This is a genomic window from Panacibacter microcysteis (assembly GCF_015831355.1).
GTDB lineage: Bacteria > Bacteroidota > Bacteroidia > Chitinophagales > Chitinophagaceae > Panacibacter > Panacibacter microcysteis.
On sequence record NZ_JADWYR010000002.1, the window covers coordinates 1397019 to 1416865 of the forward strand.

18 protein-coding genes are annotated in these 19847 nt (G+C 41.0%); 11 read left to right on the forward strand and 7 right to left on the reverse strand.

What is annotated here, in order from left to right; translation table 11 throughout:
- Positions 1-121: 121 nt before the first annotated feature.
- Both I5907_RS17715 and I5907_RS17720 read left to right on the forward strand, forming a co-directional pair.
- Positions 122-469, forward strand: coding sequence for a hypothetical protein (locus I5907_RS17715; RefSeq protein WP_196992134.1), 348 nt, complete (start codon positions 122-124; stop codon positions 467-469).
- Positions 470-548: 79 nt separating this feature from the next.
- Positions 549-2222 (forward strand): GH39 family glycosyl hydrolase, encoded by a 1674-nt coding sequence (locus tag I5907_RS17720; RefSeq protein WP_196992135.1) that lies wholly within the window; start codon positions 549-551, stop codon positions 2220-2222.
- A 324-nt stretch (positions 2223-2546) separates the two neighbouring features.
- On the opposite strand, the gene I5907_RS17725 is transcribed toward I5907_RS17720, so the two are convergent.
- Positions 2547-4103, reverse strand: a complete 1557-nt coding sequence (locus I5907_RS17725) for a T9SS type A sorting domain-containing protein (RefSeq protein ID WP_196992136.1) — start codon at positions 4101-4103, stop codon at positions 2547-2549.
- An 836-nt stretch (positions 4104-4939) separates the two neighbouring features.
- On the opposite strand from I5907_RS17725, the gene I5907_RS17730 reads away from it, so the two are divergent.
- A complete protein-coding gene (locus I5907_RS17730; RefSeq protein ID WP_196992137.1) occupies positions 4940-6472 on the forward strand; it encodes a T9SS type A sorting domain-containing protein in 1533 nt (510 codons plus the stop codon).
- Between the two features lie 121 nt (positions 6473-6593).
- On the opposite strand, the gene I5907_RS17735 is transcribed toward I5907_RS17730, so the two are convergent.
- Positions 6594-7022 (reverse strand): SRPBCC family protein, encoded by a 429-nt coding sequence (locus I5907_RS17735; protein ID WP_196992138.1) that lies wholly within the window; start codon positions 7020-7022, stop codon positions 6594-6596.
- A gap of 11 nt (positions 7023-7033) precedes the next feature.
- Positions 7034-7513, reverse strand: a complete 480-nt coding sequence (locus I5907_RS17740) for a DinB family protein (RefSeq protein ID WP_196992139.1) — start codon at positions 7511-7513, stop codon at positions 7034-7036.
- A 117-nt stretch (positions 7514-7630) separates the two neighbouring features.
- Here I5907_RS17740 and I5907_RS21730 point away from each other — a divergent pair, with 117 nt between their 5' ends.
- Together I5907_RS21730 and I5907_RS17745 are read left to right on the forward strand one after the other, a co-directional pair.
- Entirely contained in the window at positions 7631-7822 is a 192-nt protein-coding gene (locus tag I5907_RS21730; RefSeq protein WP_231402151.1) for a hypothetical protein, read from the forward strand.
- Positions 7798-8631 carry a GlxA family transcriptional regulator gene (locus I5907_RS17745; RefSeq protein WP_231402152.1) on the forward strand — a complete coding sequence of 278 codons (834 nt, stop codon included), beginning with the start codon at positions 7798-7800 and terminating at the stop codon, positions 8629-8631. The genes I5907_RS21730 and I5907_RS17745 overlap by 25 nt, the downstream gene beginning before the upstream one ends.
- Positions 8632-8845: 214 nt before the next feature.
- Here I5907_RS17745 and I5907_RS17750 read toward each other — a convergent pair whose 3' ends face one another.
- Together I5907_RS17750 and I5907_RS17755 are read right to left on the reverse strand one after the other, a co-directional pair.
- A complete protein-coding gene (locus I5907_RS17750; protein ID WP_196992140.1) occupies positions 8846-9298 on the reverse strand; it encodes a hypothetical protein in 453 nt (150 codons plus the stop codon).
- A gap of 38 nt (positions 9299-9336) precedes the next feature.
- A complete protein-coding gene (locus tag I5907_RS17755; protein WP_196992141.1) occupies positions 9337-10269 on the reverse strand; it encodes a winged helix-turn-helix domain-containing protein in 933 nt (310 codons plus the stop codon).
- A gap of 180 nt (positions 10270-10449) precedes the next feature.
- Between I5907_RS17755 and I5907_RS17760 the strand changes: the two genes are divergently transcribed.
- The 4 genes from I5907_RS17760 (at position 10450) to I5907_RS17775 (ending at position 13390) form a co-directional block, all read left to right on the forward strand.
- Positions 10450-10989 (forward strand): hypothetical protein, encoded by a 540-nt coding sequence (locus I5907_RS17760; RefSeq protein WP_196992142.1) that lies wholly within the window; start codon positions 10450-10452, stop codon positions 10987-10989.
- Between the two features lie 449 nt (positions 10990-11438).
- Positions 11439-11810 carry a VOC family protein gene (locus I5907_RS17765; RefSeq protein ID WP_196992143.1) on the forward strand — a complete coding sequence of 124 codons (372 nt, stop codon included), beginning with the start codon at positions 11439-11441 and terminating at the stop codon, positions 11808-11810.
- Between the two features lie 604 nt (positions 11811-12414).
- A complete protein-coding gene (locus I5907_RS17770; protein ID WP_196992144.1) occupies positions 12415-12840 on the forward strand; it encodes a hypothetical protein in 426 nt (141 codons plus the stop codon).
- Between the two features lie 34 nt (positions 12841-12874).
- Positions 12875-13390 (forward strand): transposase, encoded by a 516-nt coding sequence (locus I5907_RS17775; RefSeq protein ID WP_196992145.1) that lies wholly within the window; start codon positions 12875-12877, stop codon positions 13388-13390.
- A gap of 57 nt (positions 13391-13447) precedes the next feature.
- Here I5907_RS17775 and I5907_RS17780 read toward each other — a convergent pair whose 3' ends face one another.
- The gene (locus I5907_RS17780; protein WP_196992146.1) at positions 13448-14314 is read right to left on the reverse strand and encodes a hypothetical protein; all 867 of its coding nucleotides are present in this window, start codon (positions 14312-14314) and stop codon (positions 13448-13450) included.
- A gap of 590 nt (positions 14315-14904) precedes the next feature.
- Here I5907_RS17780 and I5907_RS17785 point away from each other — a divergent pair.
- Entirely contained in the window at positions 14905-16398 is a 1494-nt protein-coding gene (locus I5907_RS17785; RefSeq protein WP_196992147.1) for a T9SS type A sorting domain-containing protein, read from the forward strand.
- A gap of 525 nt (positions 16399-16923) precedes the next feature.
- Here I5907_RS17785 and I5907_RS17790 read toward each other — a convergent pair.
- Complete coding sequence (locus I5907_RS17790; RefSeq protein ID WP_196992148.1) at positions 16924-18531, reverse strand: DUF5018 domain-containing protein; 1608 nt, start codon at positions 18529-18531, stop codon at positions 16924-16926.
- A 664-nt stretch (positions 18532-19195) separates the two neighbouring features.
- Between I5907_RS17790 and I5907_RS17795 the strand changes: the two genes are divergently transcribed.
- A complete protein-coding gene (locus tag I5907_RS17795; RefSeq protein WP_196992149.1) occupies positions 19196-19819 on the forward strand; it encodes a hypothetical protein in 624 nt (207 codons plus the stop codon).
- Positions 19820-19847 lie beyond the last annotated feature (28 nt).

The following is a 19847-nucleotide window of genomic DNA, read 5'->3' on the forward strand; positions in this document are numbered from 1 at the left end:
GATGCCATGAAATACAGAAGCCCGTAACATATTTGTCTGCAGACACCACCCGGCCAGGCCTGTTGTACGTTTTCCCACAACAGAAAATGTATAGATAACGAAGGTTTCAAAAATTGGTGTGATGCCGGGCACCTATAAAAAAGGTGAGCAGGTAAACATCATTTACAAAAAAGACGATCCCGAATCCTTCTTTATCAACAAAAAAAGAGTGGTGCTGTTCCTTACATTCTTATCATCAACGGCTGCGTACTGGCCATCGGGTGTATCGTCAAATCATACGGGATGCTGGCGCATAATATTTCACCTGTTATGCCTGACTTTTATCATACTCCCAAACTTCAGAAGTATTGCAACCTGTTTGCGGCGCAGGTACGCAACACAACTGGCCAGCCCTGCATACTTACGCCGGTGGGTGATATTGCTGCATAAAGAACCAACCGTACAAGCGTGCGACGCAAGGAACGCCTAATAGTAATAATGCAGACCGGTTCAATAAAAAATATAATTATCACTGGAAAGCATGATAACTTTCAACTCAAATAGCACCAATGAAATGTTTTCCCTTCTTTTTATTAATGGTAATTGCTACACTTACAAACACTACAGTTGCTGCACAGATTACAATTGACCTGCAACAACAAGGCAAACCATTGCAGCCTGTATGGGCGCATTTTGGTTATGATGAGCCGAACTATACATACATGAAAGATGGCAAAAAACTGCTGAGCGAAATTGCTGCGTTAAGCCCCGCCCCTGTTTATGTACGATGCCACAATTTGCTGACCACAGGTGATGGAACGGCGGCATTGAAATGGGGCTCCACAAATGCCTATACAGAAGATAAAAACGGCAACCCGGTATATGACTGGCATATTGTGGACAGCATCTTTGATACGTATATACAACGCGGAATGAAACCGCTTGCTGAGATTGGTTTTATGCCCGAAGCATTGTCAACACATCCGCAACCCTACCGTCATTACTGGAAGCCCGGTGTAAAATACGACAGTATTTATACGGGTTGGGCATACCCGCCAAACGATTATAAAAAATGGGGTGAACTTGTGTACCAATGGGTGAAACATTCCATTCAGCGTTATAGTGAAGCGGAAGTAAAAACCTGGTTGTGGGAAGTATGGAACGAACCAAATATCAGTTACTGGAAAGGCACGGAAGAGGAATATTTTATGGTCGATGATTATGCTGCAGATGCGGTGAAGAGAGCATTCCCTGCTGCACAAATAGGCGGCCCGGCCACCACAGGCCCGGGATGGGATAAAGCGGCTGTATGGTTGAAAGATTTTTTGGTGCACTGTGCGGAAGGGAAAAATTTTGCAACAGGAAAAAAAGGTGTACCGCTGGATTTTATCAGCTTTCATGCAAAGGGAAGTCCGAAGGTTGTAGATGGTCATGTGCAGATGAACATGTCGCCGCAGTTAAAAGATGTTGCCAGAGGTTTTGAAATCGTGCATGCATCTGCCTACAAACAACTGCCCATCTATATTACAGAATGCGATCCTGAAGGTTGTGCCGCATGTGGTATGGCAACCAATCCGGAAAATGCATACCGCAATGGCACCTTGTATTCAAGTTATACCGCGGCTTCTTTTGCAAGAATATATGACCTTGCCGACCGGTATAAGGTAAACCTGGCAGGGCTTACAAGCTGGTCATTCGAATTTGAGAACCAGCAATGGTTTGATGGTTTCAGGGATCTTGCAACGAATGGTATTGATAAACCTGTGCTGAATGTTTTTCGCATGTATGGATTAATGCGGGGCAACAGAATACCGATTGAGAACAACAACCAAATTCCGTTAGACAGCATACTTAAAAACAGTGTGCATGCAAACAGTGCAGATATTCATGCACTGGCTTGCGCTGATAAAAAATCTTCATCCGTTATGGTGTGGAACTACTACGATGCAGCTATTGCAAACGACGCTTCGCCGGTTACCGTTACCATCAAAAACATTCCTGCAAAAAAGATATTGCTGCAACATTACCGCATTGATAAAGACTACAGCAATGCTTATGAGGCGTGGAAGCAGATGGGTTCGCCGCAACATGTTACAGATGAGCAATACAAACAACTGGAGCGGGCAGGTCAGTTGCAATTACTCAGTTCACCTGAATGGATCAATACAGCAAACGGCGAAGCCGTGATTCATTTCTCCTTACCACGGCAGGGCGTATCATTGCTCAGGCTGACTTACGAATAAAACGTACAGGCATTTCGTTTCACGATTGCGTCCTGGTGCGGCGTATTTGTATTGTTCCGGCAGTAGTTTTTCATGGCATCGCCTGTTGTGTCACTCACTTGTACGTTCCGTTTTTATGGCGACTGTAGCGTTGCGGTTAGCTAACTGCCTGCGGAGCGCATATCTGTGTGTTCTGTTGTTTATCCTGCATTTTATTATCGCCGGGTGAGATTAAAGATAAGTAACACCCGGGCACAGGTCAGGAGACCTGCGCCAGTGCGGTGAAAGATATTGCTATGGCACAAGTTACAGCCCTGTGGCAGTGTGCAAGGCAGCACAGGTTTCTTACCTGCTGATAAAAAGTTTTTGTACATCACCTGTCGCATAATTTTTAAGGTAGTACATACCTGCTGCAAGATGACTGGTATTCATTCGTTGGTTCCCACTTGCATTAATGGTTTGTAATAATTTTCCGGTACTGTTTAGTAAACCAATTTTTATATTGCTTTGTACGCTGAATGTTATATGATCTCTTGCTGGATTGGGATATACAACAAACCCACGGCCTTTGTGTTGTAATTGCTGGGCATCAACAGCATTAATTGCAGCCGTTAACGTGTTGTTGCATGCTGTATAAAAAGTAAAAGATGTATTTCCGGTTGTAATATTTACAGGAAGTTTTACCAAACCAACAGCAGAAAAATTTTCAGTTAGCGCTGTTTGATCCACTTGCTCTTTCAATATAGCATCAGAGAATTTTACCGGTGTGTAAGAAGGGCATATACTGTTGCCCGGTGTATATTTTTTCAGTAACACATAATTACTTTGTCCAAATATAGAACCATAAGAACCTGCCACAACAGAACCATCTTTTCTTACAAGCGCCGAACCGTTGTTGCGGGAAAGTGTTTGTGGTAATATTGCATTCTTAAATGCGTTAATATTATTTTTTAATAAATAGTCTTTAAGTGTAAACATGTTATCATCCATAATGTCTGCTTTGGAAATGCTGTTGTCTGGTCTTATAAGCTGGTAGCTATATTGATAATCTTTATATGGCCGGTTGCTCAGTAAATGTATTATAATGTGAATACCGCTTTCATCAGATGCCAACCCGATAAAATGATTGTTTTCATCATCTTCCCGGTAAGCGCTGAGGAATATATGTTTCTCCCATTCAAATACTCCTGTAGATTGTAGTTTATACAGGTAGAGCCTGTTACAAAAACCAGAACATTGCTCAGATGCAAAACCAATCAATATCGAACCATCAGGCGCTTCATCCAATGCTTCAATAGCGCTGGTAAAAGAGTAAGGAGTAGTTTGCACAGTGCTCCACAAAACGTTGCCTTGCGCAGTTAGTTTACTAACAACGATATACCTTGTGCCGCTCCAGAATTCACCAGCAAGAGATGCTGTTATAAACCCTCCGTCTTTTGACTCGATAACCAATCCGCCATAAAAGGCGGTATCATAAAAAGTATTGGCTTTGGCCGGAAACCTCCATTTTTTCTTCCACTCAATGTTGCCATTTTTATTGCACTTTATCAGTAAAGAGCCAGCATATCCTACATCGGCGTACTTGCCGTCGTAGGTTGTACCAAATAAAACAAAACCACTATCGAAGGTAGTAATCATATTTTCCAGTTCCTCCTGGTAGCCTGCATCATAAGTCTTAGACCATGTAGCATCACCTTTACGATTTATCTTTTGTACAAACATGTTCGAACTCCAGTTAGAACCTGAATGTCCGCCCATTAAATAGCCGCCGTCTGCAGTGGAAGCTATGGATATTAGTTTTATTGGTACGTTTGAAGAAATACTGTCAATAAAACTATGCTGAGCATAAGGGGTTATAGTAAGTAAAATAAAAATTGAAGCAAGCAGGATACGCATTTTCATAGAGTATTTTTTAGGTTATAAATATTGTGAGTATTGTTTTAAAAGCATGATAAGAAATGTTTGGTGTTATGAGCTAAGCTGCTTCTGTCATCGCCTGTTGTGTCACTTACTTGTGCGTTCTGTTTTTATGGCGACAATTTGAATTGTAAGGCGAGTCTCATGTGTACCGGTTGTGGAGTAGCGGACTCGCCATGTTGGTAAATATGCGGGTGAGTGCCACAAAGCCAGCTCACACATCTTTCCGACCCTCGCCTGAGCAGGTAGACATGTAACATTGTTTTCATGTAAGAGTTTGAACAGTTTAAAAAATGATGCTGGCTGACCCAAAGTTGCATGATACCGGTAAATGTAAACTATAATCCAATAGCCGTATACTCCCCTTTTTCGTGTATTTCTGCTATTCGAAAGCTAAACATTGCTTGCAGGGTTAGCTCGTAATACCTGCGCCGGAGAGTAATGATGACAAGACATTATCTTTCACACAAATCGCAGCTTTTGAATGCGCTATAAATAAAATACCTGATTAAACAAGTTACCATTCTGCCGCACGCCGGATTAACGGAACGCCACAGCCGCCATAAATAACCAACCGTACAAGTGAGTGACACAACAGGTGATGCCATGTAATACAAAAGCCGGCTCCATCATCATTCAACATTGTATGCAAGGGCTGACCATGACGCAGTTAAAATACAGGAAAAGGTGTACGCATCTTTGTAGGTTATTAAGCTACATTTAGCAGCTCATTCCTTAACCATTAAAACCACATGCCGTCCCCATATGCAATATGACTGTTTCGTGCCATTATTTAAACGCCACAATACCCACAACACTTTATGAAAAAAATACTCTTCCTGTTACTGTTGCTTGGCATTTCATTGCCCGCATTTGTGCAATCAACTTTTGAAAAGGGCTTTGGTGGCCCCAACGCATCGGAATACCAGACGGACTTTAAAAGAATAAGCAGCAACAAATTTTTGCTGGTTGGCTACACCCAAAACTTTGGCGCAGGCTCTAACGATATTTATATTGTTTGTACTGATGCCAGCGGCAACATGAGATGGTCTAACACTTATGGAACGGCTGCATCGGAGAAAAATGCCCAATGCGCAGTGGCGGATGACGGCAGCTTTTTACTGGTGGCCGAAACGTATGAAACCACCAGCGCAACCGCTAACAGTATACTGCTTATAAAATGTGCGCCAAACGGCGATGTACAGTGGACGAGAAACATAAACAGCCATACCTACGCATCATTATCTGTAAAATCTGCTACAGCAGCACCGGGTGGTAATTTTTATTTTACCGCAGACCCTGGCATTGGCATCATTCCAAAAGGCTTGTTCAAATTATTCAGGGTAAATGCTTCAGGTGTGGTTACACTGCAAAAGACAGTGAATACATTGGCCCAGGATGTTTTTGCCTCTGCCGCGGTGGCGGTAAGGGAAGATGGCGCAGTAGCTGTAGCGGGCAAATTTTCTGTTACGCTTTTTGAAAATGCTGGCAGCGCCGGCCTGATGGTGTTTGACAGTACCGGGGTTATCCAGTCTTTCCAGTCTGTATATTGTGCCAATTGCGACCCGACATACGAATCTACCTACCCTATGAAAGTTTATGGGAAAAATAAACAATGGCAGATAGCAGGCATTATTTACTACGCAGGAAAACATTTCTGGTTACGGTTAGATAAAAATTCCACGGTCGTAAGTGCTTCTACGGTTAAGCAGTCAGACTTTGCGGTACAGTATGCGGTGAATCACCAACTGCTTACTTTACCTGATGGTGCATATTATAATCTTGCGTTCAACAGGGATGGCAGTATGTTTAAGGCCAACCGGTATTATGGTGGCGACACGTATAATTATGATATGATGCTGTACAAGTATGATTCACTCGGCAGGATATGCACAGGTTACCGTGTTCCAAAATTTGATTCCATTGTTACACCAAAAAATTTTACGGTTACCAATATTCCATACACTACCGTGGAAGATGGCATTACTACTGGCGCATACGATATTGCGACAAATAAAATCAATGCGGTAACAGTCTTTTGTGAGGGGAGCGCCAACACGAAAGCGATATCCCAAACTGCCAGTAATGACATCAGCCTACATAAGCCTGCGGCAACCGTTGCACCTAACCCGGCAGTAAGTACCATCACGGTAAGTGTAAATAAAACATTTGCGGGCAAGGCTGTGCTGTATATTACGGCTGCTGATGGTAAAATTGTACAAACCATCAATACAACGCTCATGAAGGGCTTGAACAACATACCGGTTGATGTTGCGTCTCTTAACAAAGGTCTTTACTTCATCCGGATTTCAGATGGTGAGCAACATGCGGTGCTGCGGTTTATCAAGCAATAAAAACCGGGAATTCAAATACGCCAGGGCACAAGCGCTGTGCGACTTTGCGGGGTGCGTTGCCCCCGGCAACGAGCACGTGCTGCTGCAAGCTTGTAGGCGCTTTGTGTAGCCACTAACTGTCTCACGCAAGATGTTGCTCCAGGTTCTGCAGGTATTGTGTCCACGCACGTGAGCAACCACCGTAACATTCAAAGTGCGGAACCAACCCATCGTGTGTGAAGGTGACTTTTGTTTGATCGCCAAATTCTTCGATCGTGAAGCAGAGCTTTGTTCCTGCCCATTCATTTGTATTGTGCAGGAACGACAAATTACTTTCGGTAACCAGCCAGGTAATTTTGCTGCCGGCAACAAGCTCCGTTAATTTCTGGTTGGAAAAGTGTGCGCCACCGCCTGCACTGAAACTAAACTCGTCATTGATGGCGTTGCTTTTTCCATCAATCCTTTCTTCAAATAAACCAACCCACCAGTTTTTGGGATTGAGTAGATGCGCGAATACTTCAGCAGTGCCTTTTGAAGTGGTAAAACTGTATTGAAAATTTTGTGCTGTCATAGTTGTGGCTGTTAATGGAGTAAAACAATTTGCCCTGTATGATATTGCAGATGCGAAGTCCTGGTAATGACTACATTTAGTTTGTTGCGGTGTGGCTCTGCAGCAAAATCTGCATCTGCAATGGCTGTATGTTTCTGAAACCAGTCTTCTGGGTTCATTTGCCGGAATTTTTCATGGATCAGTTTATTTTGCGTTTCCCACATTTTCCTTAGTGCAGCAACAGGAGGTGTTTGCACCGCTATATTATCAGGTTCTTTGAGAAAGGGCCCGTACAATTCGGGGTATAGTTTTGCACCCATGCCCAACAGTACCAGCATTTCATCGTGCACTGCAATAAAATGTCCCAGTAAATAAAAGCCCCTGTTTTTACCCGGTGCAACCTGCTTTTGCAATTGCTCATCTGTTAATGAACCCAGGTGCTTGTCTAAGTTTGCAATGGAGCCATTCCATCTGTCAATCACCATTTTTACGAACAACGCTGTATTTATCATTTTTTGTGTGTTTATCAGCAAATGTACTGTCCGGAACAGCTATTTGCATGGTGCTAAACCGACATTATAGCGGGTTGATTTAGACAAATAATTGCTATAGTTTTGTTGAAAAAACAGATGAAGCACCTGAGCATCCTTGTGCCGGACGATCAAACCAACATGAGTACCATTGCCTGTATTGTAGGTGCATACCAGGTATTCAGTGAGGCAAATAACTGCCTGGTAAAGAAAAATGGCAAAGCTATTTTTACTATTGAGTTGGTTGGTGCAACCAAAAGCGATTTTTGGAGACCAGCTTACTTTCCATAAAGCACCAGGTAACGATCAATGAAATTGACAAGACCAATCTCATTATTATTCCTGCATCGCAGATCCGCAGTTATGAGACCGCTGCTGCAAACAACCGGCTATTGATTGACTGGGTAACAAAACAGTATAAGAAGGGTGCGGAAATAGCCAGTATGTGTGCCGGCAGTTTTATGCTGGCATCCAGCGGCATTCTTGCAGGCAAAACATGTTCTACGCATTGGGCTTTGTCTGAACATTTTAAAGCCTTGTTTCCTGATGTGAATTTACAAACCGACCAATTGATTACGGATGAAAATGGTATTTACACCAATGGTGGTGCCTACTCGTTTTTACATTTATTGCTGTACCTCGTAGAAAAATTTTATGACAGGCCAACCGCCATTCATTGTGCGAAATATTTCCAGATAGACCTGGATAGAAACCTGCAGGCCGAATTTTCAATATTCAACGGGTATAAAAAACATAATGACAATGAAATCTTAACGGCGCAGGAATTCCTCGAACAAAACTACCAGGACAAAATATCTATTGAAAAATTATCATCAGACCTGAACATTGGCAGAAGAAATTTTGACCGAAGGTTTATTAAGGCCACCGGGCTTACATCGCTGGATTACCTGCAGAGAGTAAAAATGGAAGCTGCCAAAAGGATGTTTGAAACCACGCGAAAAACGGTTAGTGAGATAATGTATGAAGTGGGCTACAATGATACCAAAGCTTTCAGGGAAGTTTTCAATCGTGTAACAGGGCTTTCACCACTCGCATATAAATCAAAGTACAACAAGGAAAGAAAATATTCTTTGGTGTAGCCCGGTTTCCATAACAGTAAAGGAATACGCTGTTGTCTTCGCGTTGCCGATATACGTTCCCACCGTACAAGTGAGTGACACAACAGGCGATGCCATTATAATCTGCAGCTTGCTACATAATCATTAGAAAAATGTACTACATAAGAACCGGCATCTTGTAAAATGGTGAACCGGCATACGATCATATACCTGCAGATAACAATGCGTAGGGCATTCAGCGAAGTATGTCCCGGATGATCTTTACATGATGACTGGTATGTATCACCAGGAATTTTCTTGTTTTAGCTGCGCGTATATGCCCGAAGAAGGGATGATTAAAATATTTGTTTTTATCAATAGCGGCCAGTTCCTCTATGTTGCTTTTTGTAAGGTTTACATGCTCCCGCAGGCTTTGCGCTGTATAAGCATCGGGCACAACTGCTTTGGGAGATTTTGCCTTCCCCCTCGGAATAGCATTTGTGGTAAAAACGATCAGCCGTGGCATGCTGAAACGCGGAGTGTAATGCTGCGGATCAGACTTTTTTAAAGCCTCAATCACCACATCTATGGTTAGCAGGCTGTGCTCAATATGCCAGCCTACATTGGCTTTCGACACTGCTGCATTCATTGCTTGCTGTTGTGCAATGGCACGGTCCAGTTCTGCAAGCAGTATTTCTAATGTTAGCATAGTGTGGTTGGTAATGATTTATTTTATTACACTCAGTTTTAACTAATCTCAAGCTTATATCCTTTACCGCGTATCACAACAATGCGTACAGCGGGGTCTGCTTCCAGCTTTTTTCTAAGTTTCGAAATAAACATATCCAGGCTGCGGCCGACTATAACGCCGTCATCTTCCCATATTTCTTTTTGCAGCCGGCTGCGTTCTATGATCTCATTTGGCGACAATGCAAAAATGCGCAGCACGCGTGCTTCCGTTTTGGTAAGGTCTACGCTTTGTTCGTTCACCGTAAGCTTACGCGCCCCGGCATCAAACAACATGGCGCCCAGCGTAAACAACTCTGTATGCGGGTTATCGGGCAGCGCGGGTGTCGGAGACATTTCTGCCACACCGGGCGACCCTGTTAATACCTTCCGCGGCTTGTGCAACCGGAAGAAAACGAACCCGGCAAAGGCTGCAACCGCAATACTGCCTGCGAGCAAACCGCTCTTCGCGGTCATTACACCTGCCGGTTTAAACTGAATGTTGATCATGTAACAGGCAGTTGGCTGCTTTCTTCCTATACACGCCACAATATCATCTTTCTTATTGGCTGAAACTGCATAGGCGTATGCTACAGTGGTATCAGCACAGTTGATGACATTAACAATATAATCAACGGCCAGCGGGTCTTTGGCCAGCAACCGCTGCGTGGTGCTCACGAGGGCTTCGGGCTGAAAAGTAAACGCGTTTTCAAAACGAAGCTGGTATTCATTGCTCCCGGTTTTCTCTACCGGTAATACCCGCGATGTACTGTCGCCCGACTGCAGCAGTATCTCGTGCCCTACCCGGCGCAGCAGCACTTCCCTCCTTGCAACATCAAAATCGTTGCTGTCCGTCATGCTAAAAGCCACGCAGATCACAGAAATTAACATAAGCAATAACAACCCACCAAAGTATGTACCTTGTATGGCAGGGAAATATCGTTTACCAGGCATATGTCAATGTATTATTTACAAAGTTTACATGCTTATTTACAAGCAGTATTTGTTTGCGGGAAAATTATCAAAGTATTTTTGGTGCACCAACTTTATAAGGATGGGCAAACAAAAAGAAATCCTTGAACGGTTGGGTTAAAACGGATAACAACACTCATGTCAGTTAAAACTACATCAACCATGAAAAAAACGATCTATGCACTTATCTTACCGCTGGTGGTGGTAAGCGGTCTTGTATTCGCTAACCGCGATTCAAAAATTGATACCACGCAAAAGCCTGCCGCAAATACCCTTGGTGCTGCAGCAGCAAAAACCGAAAGGGAACAATGGGAAGCTACCGCCGAAGGTATAAAATTCAGGACATGGCAGGCATCACCCGAAGGTATCAAAGTGCTCGACGGTGCCGCTAAAATAAGGGAGCAGTTAAGCAGCTATAGCAATATGGAGGCTGTGATCACTTCTCTTACACTTCCCCCGGGCTCCCGGTTGGGTTTTGGAATAATGGCCAGTATTAACGGCACTGAATACATACTACAGTTTGATGCTGACAAGCCTCAACTTGAGCAACTGCGCACCCTGCGGGTGAATGACAAAATCATTATCCGGAGCCATTTTGTATCGTATGCACCGAAGTACGCTTATCCCATCATCTCAGGCGATTATGTTGAAAAAGACAATAAGCTTATTTTCAAACGCAATCCGCGTAAAGGCGGCTGCTGAGAAAGGCTTATGTTACCAGCCAATCTTTCCATGGCATCGCCTGTTGCCACGCTCGGTTGACGGTTCCACTTTTATGGCGGCTGCGGCGATCTGTTAATCATCTTCTTGCTGCATCAGCAAGAGTTCTTGAATACATGGTGCCGGCTTAAGATGGAGGCTTAGCTTTTGCGTGCCGGCATCTTAAGCCTTTTAAGCATCCATGAATAACTTGCAGCAAACTTGTTGCACAGGCACAGGAAGCTAAACTGCAAACCTTAATCCCTCATTCCAGTACAAACGGGTTGTTTAGGCTCTTAGGCCAACCATAAAATCAAGACAGTTGATATATGGCAGTTTTGTATATTTATTGTTACCATCAATATTAAATGATTATGCTGTTATGAAAAATATTGAAGCCGCAGAAAGGAGCTTTCAAAATTGGTATACCTCAACAATAAATAAGTAACAAAATGACAAATGCAATCAATTGGTTTGAAATCCCGGCAACAGATTTCACAAGAGCAAAAAAATTTTACGAAACTGTGTTAGGAGTAGAAATTTCGGAAATGCCGTTTCCCATCGGAAAGTATGGAATATTTCCGGCAGATATGATGAATGGTGGTGTTGGTGGAGGACTTGCGCAGGGCGAAGGCTTTGAACCATCAGACAAAGGAACAGTTGTTTATCTGAATGGCGGTGAAGATTTAAGTTTACCGTTGAGCAAAGTAGAGCAGGCAGGCGGAAAAATAATAATGCCCAAAACTTCTATTGGTCAAAATGGTTTTATGGCATATTTTATTGACACAGAAGGAAACAAAGTTGCTTTTCACTCAATGAAATGAACAACGAACAGCCAACATCATTTTTTGGGTAATGAAGCTGATACAATAAATTGAACCTTTCTAAAGCTACTCAGCATTTTTATATGCTCGGATAACGTACTACAAACCCCCACCTGAACAAGTTCATAAACGTTATGCAATACTGGTGCTGGCTTAAGATTGCGGCTTAGCTTTTGTGAGTTGCTATTTTAAGCCTTGTGTGCATGTTGAATTTATCTATCGGTTGGTGTCCTCACCAATCGAAAATATTGATGAACCGAAAAATATTTTTATCTATCGGTTGGTGTCCCCACCAACCGAAAATATTGATGAACCGAAAAATATTTTTATCTATCGGTTGGTGTCCTCACCAACCGAAATATTGATGAACCGAAAAATATTGTAGCTTAAATTTTTATCTATCGGTTGGTGTCCCCACCAAACCGAAAATATTGATGAACCGAAAAATATTTTTATCTATCGGTTGGTGTCCCCACCAACCGAAAATGTTGATGACCGAAAAATATTTTATCTATCGGTGGTGTCCCCACCAAACCGAAAATATTGATGAACCGAAAAATATTTTTATCTATCGGTTAGTGTCCCCACCAAACCGAAAATATTGATGAACCGAAAAATATTTTTATCTATCGGTTGGTGTCCTCACCAACCGAAAATATTGATGAACCGAAAAATATTTTTATCTATCGGTTGGTGTCCTCACCAACCGAAAATATTGATGAACCGAAAAATATTTTTATCTATCGGTTGGTGTCCCCACCAAACCGAAAATATTGATGAACCGAAAAATATTTTTATCTATCGGTTGGTGTCCCCACCAACCGAAAATGTAGATGAACCGAAAAATATTTTTATCTATCGGTTGGTGTCCCCACCAACCGAAAATGTAGATGAACCGAAAAATATTTTTATCTATCGGTTAGTGTCCTCACCAACCGAAAATATTGATGAACCGAAAAATATTTTTATCTATCGGTTGGTGTCCCCACCAACCGAAAATATTGATGAACCGAAAAATATTGTAGCTTAAATCATGAATATTTTTTCATAGGCGCCAGGGACAAATGGCAGGAAATATCTGCTATTTCTACACAGATACAATCAATCAATTCAGGCACCTGCTTGCTGATGATAGTTTAAAAATGACGGTGATTAATTCCCTTCAATATCTTGTCACGAATAATCTGGTAAAAATTTATGGGTATGTTATTATGCCAAATCACATTCACTTACTATGGTATATATTAAAGGATAATGGAAAAGAAAGTCCGGCGGGAAGTTTTGCAAAGTTTACTGCTCACCAGTTTAAAAAATATTTGTCTGCCAAAGATGCCGGCTTGCTAAAGTTGTATCAATCGGATAAAGAAGACCGGCAATATCAATTCTGGAAAAGAGATCCGCTTGCTATCCCGATAAGCAACGACAATATACTTGCTGAAAAGCTGAACTATATTCATCTTAATCCGGTAAGAGAGAAATGGTCTTTGTGTAAGTTACCTGAAGAATACAAGTGGAGCAGCGCCAGGTTTTATTTAACCGGGCAGGATGAGTTTAATATACTTACGCATTTCAGAGACTAGGTTTCGGTTGGTGAGGACACCAACCGATAGAGAAAATGCACACAAAATATTAATTCTCTACATTTTTGGAAACAAAGACTTTATGTAATCTTTAGTAAGATTTTTAGGATATACAACGTCTTTAAATCCATGTCCCTGACTTTTTCCGTCAATTTGAGTACGAATAGTTCCAAAGAAAATTTCATGTAGCTCACTGTATGTATATTGCTTACCGGATTGAAGTGCATAAATAGCAGTATTAACTCCAAGATATGCCGCATTTAATCTTTGGTCGGGGGTTCCATGGTGTGTTGGGCTATTATAATAATAATCTCCTGTAGCGTAAACATTCGCATAATATGATTCAATTTGATCCCACGCATATTGTTTTGCAAGAGCCATATAAAATCCCGAAAACGCATCAGCTTCTAGCTCTTTATGTGAAGGCTTATAATAGTCTTGCCATCCTACTGTAAATTGAGTTCGGTGCCCCCACTCATGAGCCAAAATTCCAGAAACAGGAAGCTCTCCGTAAGACTGTATCGTATAATAAAACATATAATACCCAAATAATATATTTCCCTCAGGACTTGCGTATGCATTTTTCATTTCAATTGATGGTTCATAAAGTATATATACAGTTGCAGGAATTCCATTAAAAAAAATGCTTTGGAGGTATATTTCTTCACTCATTTTCTGATCATAGTAGGCACTATTCAGTGTATTTCCCAATGAGCCCGAATTAGTTAAACCAGAGCTATAACCAAGACAACCTTCCATTTCTTTACATGAACCATCATCTTCAGTCGCAGCTGGATTATAATTAAAAGAGTTTGGCTGTCTGCATCCTTTAACAGAAGCATTACTTGTTAGATCAGTTGTTTTATCACAACTATAAAATAAGATTATTAAGAAAAGTAGAAAAAAAAGGTTAATAAGTTTCATAGATAAAATTTATGCCTAAAATTATTTTCTAAGAGAAAACATGTCAACAAGAAAAAAACCGTATTTCGTACCGTTATTTAACGGTAGATGTTTGCAATTAATATTGTTGTTTTATTTATAGTTCTATAAAATCAATAACATTTTATGAGATGCACACTTGTACTTTCGATTGTTTGGGCAGCAAATAGTCACCGTTGATGCTGGCTTAAGATTGAGGCTTAGCTTTTGTGTGTTGGCATCTCAAGCCTTGTAAGCAACTTTTGAATAAATTAAAGCAATCTTGTTGTGCAGGCACAGGAAGCTAAGCTATATACCTAACGCCTCATTCCTGCGCCAACAGCTATATTCTTAGGCCAACTTGGTATTAGCTGGTTTATGTTAGTTTAAGACTCTTTATGAGTTTGATTAAAATCATCCGGGTTCTTGACTACTGTCAGATTTATTTATCATTACAATTCCAACCTTAGGTAATAATATTTGTATCAAAAGCTTAAAGCTGTATTGCTGAACATGAATAACTATTGTGTTTAATAATTTTTATACAGCAGCAAACATGATTGCTCAAAAAATTATTTACAAAATTTACCACTATGAAAAAGCATTTGCTGGTTGTAGCCGTCCTGTCGTTAAGTACAGTAACAATTTTTTCTCAATCCGGGGTATGGACGCAAAAAGAAGACATGGGTGGAGAAGGTCGTTACGGTGCATGTGGGGCTGCCATAGGCAACAAAGGATACATTGGAGTTGGAATTGGTAACGGATTTCTGAAAGATTTTTGGGAGTATGATGCAATAGCAAATACCTGGACTCAAAAAGCAGATTTCAGTGGTGGCCTACGTGCTTTTTCCACTGCATTTAGCATAGGTTCAAAACTATACGTTGGAATGGGTTTAAGTTGGGTCGGCACATCAACACAAGAGGCAAAAGATTTTTGGGAATACGATCCTCTGCAAAACAAATGGACGCAGAAAGCAAGTTACCCCGGATTAGGGTGCCAGGGCAATATAGGATTTAGTATTGGTGGAAAAGGATATGTAGGTACAGGACATTACAGTACCAAAGTGGCGAGAGATTTTTGGGAATACAATCCACTTACGGATACATGGAAGCGCAAAGCCGATTTTGGTGGGACAGAACGATTTGGTGCTGTCGGTTTTAGTATAGGTAATAAAGGATACGTTGGTACAGGAAGCGGATATACAGGAAATGTAAAAGACTTTTGGGAATACGATCCTGCGATAAATAAATGGTCGCAAAAAGCAGATTTTAGCGGAGTTGCCCGTTTAAACGCTGTAGCGTTTAGCATTGGGGAAAAAGGATATGTAGGAACGGGTGGTTCCGGATCAGGATCAGCTTATAAAGACTTCTGGCAGTATGATCCCGGGCTTAATCAATGGTTGCAACAAGTAGATTTCGCCGGTGCAGGATATGATGCTTGTGTTAGTTTTAACATCGGCAATAAGGGATATGTAGGCACTGGCGTGGCAGAACATAACTTCGCAAAAGATTTATGGTCTTACACACCAGCCGAATCAGTTTGCAGTATTCCATCTAATCTGAACGCCTCAAAAATTACAAATACAGCAGCAAGGTTATCGTGGACAATTACAGACACTAACGTTACAAACACAAGGATAGCTTACCGTGCCAGCAATGATTCTGTATGGATTATAAAACAAAGAAATTATTCAAAGGAGGGGATTAACATAGACGGTCTGTTGCCGAATACAACTTATCAATGGAAGCTTAGAAGTTTATGCAGAACAGACTCATTGTATTCCATATGGGTTAAAGGAATTGATTTCAAAACACTGCCAGATATCAGTAATACGATATTTATTTCACCTAATCCTGTAACCAGCAACACACTAACGTTACGTATAAAAAATATCAGGTCAACAAATCTACTTCTTACAATTAGTGATTTGCAGGGACGAACTTTCAATAAGCAAAAGATAATAGCGGTTAACGGAAGTATAAACATGACGATTGATGTGTTGTCACTTCCCAAAGGAACATATGTTTTGAAAATTTCAAGTAATACATTAGATATTCAGCAAGCGAAATTTTACAAACTACATTAAACCTCAAAACGAAACGCAGCAACATACTTTTTGAATCAGTTGAAGCATAGTTATCCATTTAGGTGTTGTATAAATAAATGATTTGATACACTATAGTACAGGTTTACTACCTGTATTTTTTTCAATTTGTATATTTTAAACACTACTAAGTAACTGATAAGTTTAAGTCTGATCGAACTGATGTATTTTTTGGTAGCTAGCCTGGGGAATACTGTTGGGCTTTGGTTGCGTCGCACACTTCAGGTTTCTGCTTTTATGGCGGCTGCAGCGATCTGCTTCATTACTTCTATCTGCATAAGCAAAGACGTCTTTATTATAAAGAAGCAAACTACAATGCTGCTTAAGATTGAGATAAAGGTTTTTGTGTGTTGGCATCTTAAGCCTTGTAAGCAACTCTCGAATAAATTAAAACAATCCTGTTGTACAGGCACAGGAAGCTAAGCTATATACCTAACGCCTCATTCCTGCGCCAACAGCTGGTTTATATTCTTAGGCCAACTGGTGACCCAATAGGTAAATCAGATATTAATGAAATGATGCAGTAAAACTTCCCTTTCTTATTAAATAATTATCAAACTGACCTACAGAAGGATTATATCCAAATGTGCCGGAAACAGTATTGTTGTCAATATGATCTATATGGCAATACACACCTGTGCTGCTGCTTCCAAAATTGAATGGATAGGTTGATCCTGTTTTAAAATAAATGGCTTCTATTATTCTATTGCCAGGTATTGTAGCATAGTAGCCTGTATCTATTGGATTTCTTGAAAATACAGCGAGTTTAAATTGTGAGTTATCATTATCAGAAGTGCCATCTACCGTTAGTCTGTAGTAATTATCGGAGAAAGTTTTTTCGGCTTTTGTAATGTTGCCTCCAAAAATGGAATACTCCGCCATATAAATGTTATCAGATAGATATTTCCATTTATTTACAGAATCTTGCTGTGGGTAATAATTCAGAACGCGGCATTTAAACTTACCGTCATTAATATCGTGTTCAACGGCAAATTCCGACCTGCCATGAAATGTTCCTTCTACAACATTTCCGTTTACTGCTGTAATTGTTACAGACATATTACCAAGTGAATCTCCAATTGCATAACGGTAGATGCTGGGGGTATAAAGATTGAAGCCAACATTACCTTCTTTACTTTCGTATGTTCCCGGTTTAATTGTGCTGCCGGTATGCACTATTAGCCTGTATGTACGTCCTGTAAATGCAGTATAATCTGAAGCGTCAATAATAAGCGAATTTGCTTGTAATGCCGCATAACGTGTATAGCCATAAATACTGTCTTCTCCGACAAACGATACCTGCTTGGGTTCATTGTTTCCTTGTCCAAATTCACAACTGAACTTGCCATTTGTTACATCTATCCATGCAGTATGTTGTTTGTTAGGAAAATGACCACTAAAAGTTCCTTTCAGTTTTTTTGTGGTAAAAGAGTCAACTACAAAATCGGCTTTATCCGGCGAGCCATATACTGACGACCATTCATCTGATGAATTCATATCGATACTTAATGAACTCATTCCTTGCGAACTACTGAAAATGCCATTGGGATATAAATTCCGTTTTACATTTATCCAAAAGGCAATACTTGTTTTTTTGTCTGTGGAGGTTCCGGTGAAATAAACAAGTGAATCATAAAACGGCGTGCCCTGGCTGTTGATGATATTAATAAAACTGGTGTCCATAGTACCTGAATACAGAACGCCACCAATCTCACACTGCCATTTATTGTCAACTAAAATATCGGGTGTTGATTCCCTAACAACAACAACATATTTTTTTGTTGATCCATCTTCGGCCGTAACAATATATTCTACAGGATTCGTAAAGTTTTGCGCCGCAAGATTTGAAGGTGAAACACTTTTACCTTTTATAGTTATTGTTGGCTTAACATTATTTATTTTGGTTCCGTATGGCACTAAAAGATGTATACTATCAGTACCTACTACTCCCGAAACATCAGAAATTAGAACACCTGCATTATCAGCAGCTTTAAAACTGAATAGAGTTATAAATTTATCTGATGGAAGATAATCTGGTGGAGTTACCGGATTTGAGGGGCTACCTGTGCAACTTACTAAAGCGATGCTGATTACAATGTAAAATATTTTTCTCATGTTAGTTTAGGATCTGACTTTTACTCATAGATTGAAATGCAATATATAAAACGTAAATCTCTTTGTAAAATTATAGAAGTTGGTTTCGCGTTGCTTGCTACGGTGCTGGCTTAAGATTGATGCTTATCTTTTGCGATTAGGCATCTTAAGTTTGTAATTAGTACAAAATACTCTTGTTGCAAAGGCACAGGAAGCTAAGCTGCAAACCTAACGCCTCATTCCTGCGCCTAAGCATTACTTATTTTATATTCAATAATCAATTTCAGTTACAAGAACTTGATTATGCTTCTGCATATGTTTAAAGACGAGTTAAATAACCAGCAAGCGCAGGTCAGGAGACCTGCGCCAGAAACATAGCTGAATTCATTGCCGCCACATTAACCAACCGCAAAAGTAAGTCGTCTGCCGAAAGTGGGATAAACTGCAACGCTACAGATCCCACACCAACCAACCGTACAAGTGAGTGACACAACCGGCGATGCCACGAAGTACTACAGCCGGCTACATTATCTTCTTAATTGATATGCTGTGCATAGCGTTTAATGTTTTAATGGTTTTTAAAGGCACTGGCAACAAGCAGCAGTGTACTTTCGTCGTTCAATAAAAAATCGCATACAAAAACCCATACACAGGTACATATACCTGCCTTTAGCCCCTGAACATTATGAAAAAACTGCTTACCCTTTTCTTTGCTTTTACCGTTAAGTTTTCTTTCGCACAGTTGTTTGTCGGCGCCGTCTATGGCACTTTCAATAACCCTGGCTCGGGTGACAACTTTAAAGGCACCGGGCCAACACTGATGGTGGAATATGTAAGTGACGACCGTGTAGGTTATTACCTGAATGCTTCTCTATACAAAAAAAATACGGACGGGTACACCGAAGCCGTGTACGACGATAATACCTATGTAGGCGACGAGAAACATTCTGAAATATACAACTACAAATACCTGCAACTGGGTTTTAAAGGCGCCTTGGTGGGCGATTTCTCAGACTCCCGTGTAAACTGGTTTGTGGGTGCAGGTGGCATGCTGGGCTTTGTATCTCAGCGCAACAAATACGAATTCCTCGGCAATTCTGCCACCAGCGATAAATTCAATTACATCATCAGCGGCTTTAGTTTTAATACGGGTATTCAATGTCGCATTAAACGTGTGGTGATTGAAACAAAAGGTTGCTTCGACCTGTCGTTAAAACCGGTTGTGGCAAGCACCGGTGGCGGTTACCTGGGCGCCTATGCGTTTACCGCCCTGCGGGCCGGTGTGTTGGTGCCGTTAACAAAATACTAAGCTGATCAACAAATAAAATTTTATACAC

Excerpts from the sequence above, each read along its gene's own strand:
- I5907_RS17790 (WP_196992148.1), bottom strand. The coding sequence starts at position 18,531 with ATGAGAAAAATATTTTACATTGTAATCAGCATCGCTTTAGTAAGTTGC.
- I5907_RS17775 (WP_196992145.1), top strand. The coding sequence starts at position 12,875 with ATGGCAGGAAATATCTGCTATTTCTACACAGATACAATCAATCAATTC.
- I5907_RS17750 (WP_196992140.1), bottom strand. The coding sequence starts at position 9,298 with ATGCTAACATTAGAAATACTGCTTGCAGAACTGGACCGTGCCATTGCA.
- I5907_RS17795 (WP_196992149.1), top strand. The coding sequence starts at position 19,196 with ATGAAAAAACTGCTTACCCTTTTCTTTGCTTTTACCGTTAAGTTTTCT.
- I5907_RS17715 (WP_196992134.1), top strand. The coding sequence starts at position 122 with ATGCCGGGCACCTATAAAAAAGGTGAGCAGGTAAACATCATTTACAAA.
- I5907_RS17780 (WP_196992146.1), bottom strand. The coding sequence starts at position 14,314 with ATGAAACTTATTAACCTTTTTTTTCTACTTTTCTTAATAATCTTATTT.
- I5907_RS17720 (WP_196992135.1), top strand. The coding sequence starts at position 549 with ATGAAATGTTTTCCCTTCTTTTTATTAATGGTAATTGCTACACTTACA.
- I5907_RS17730 (WP_196992137.1), top strand. The coding sequence starts at position 4,940 with ATGAAAAAAATACTCTTCCTGTTACTGTTGCTTGGCATTTCATTGCCC.
- I5907_RS17785 (WP_196992147.1), top strand. The coding sequence starts at position 14,905 with ATGAAAAAGCATTTGCTGGTTGTAGCCGTCCTGTCGTTAAGTACAGTA.
- I5907_RS17725 (WP_196992136.1), bottom strand. The coding sequence starts at position 4,103 with ATGAAAATGCGTATCCTGCTTGCTTCAATTTTTATTTTACTTACTATA.
- I5907_RS21730 (WP_231402151.1), top strand. The coding sequence starts at position 7,631 with ATGAAGCACCTGAGCATCCTTGTGCCGGACGATCAAACCAACATGAGT.
- I5907_RS17765 (WP_196992143.1), top strand. The coding sequence starts at position 11,439 with ATGACAAATGCAATCAATTGGTTTGAAATCCCGGCAACAGATTTCACA.
- I5907_RS17770 (WP_196992144.1), top strand. The coding sequence starts at position 12,415 with ATGAACCGAAAAATATTTTTATCTATCGGTTGGTGTCCTCACCAACCG.
- I5907_RS17740 (WP_196992139.1), bottom strand. The coding sequence starts at position 7,513 with ATGATAAATACAGCGTTGTTCGTAAAAATGGTGATTGACAGATGGAAT.
- I5907_RS17760 (WP_196992142.1), top strand. The coding sequence starts at position 10,450 with ATGAAAAAAACGATCTATGCACTTATCTTACCGCTGGTGGTGGTAAGC.
- I5907_RS17755 (WP_196992141.1), bottom strand. The coding sequence starts at position 10,269 with ATGCCTGGTAAACGATATTTCCCTGCCATACAAGGTACATACTTTGGT.
- I5907_RS17735 (WP_196992138.1), bottom strand. The coding sequence starts at position 7,022 with ATGACAGCACAAAATTTTCAATACAGTTTTACCACTTCAAAAGGCACT.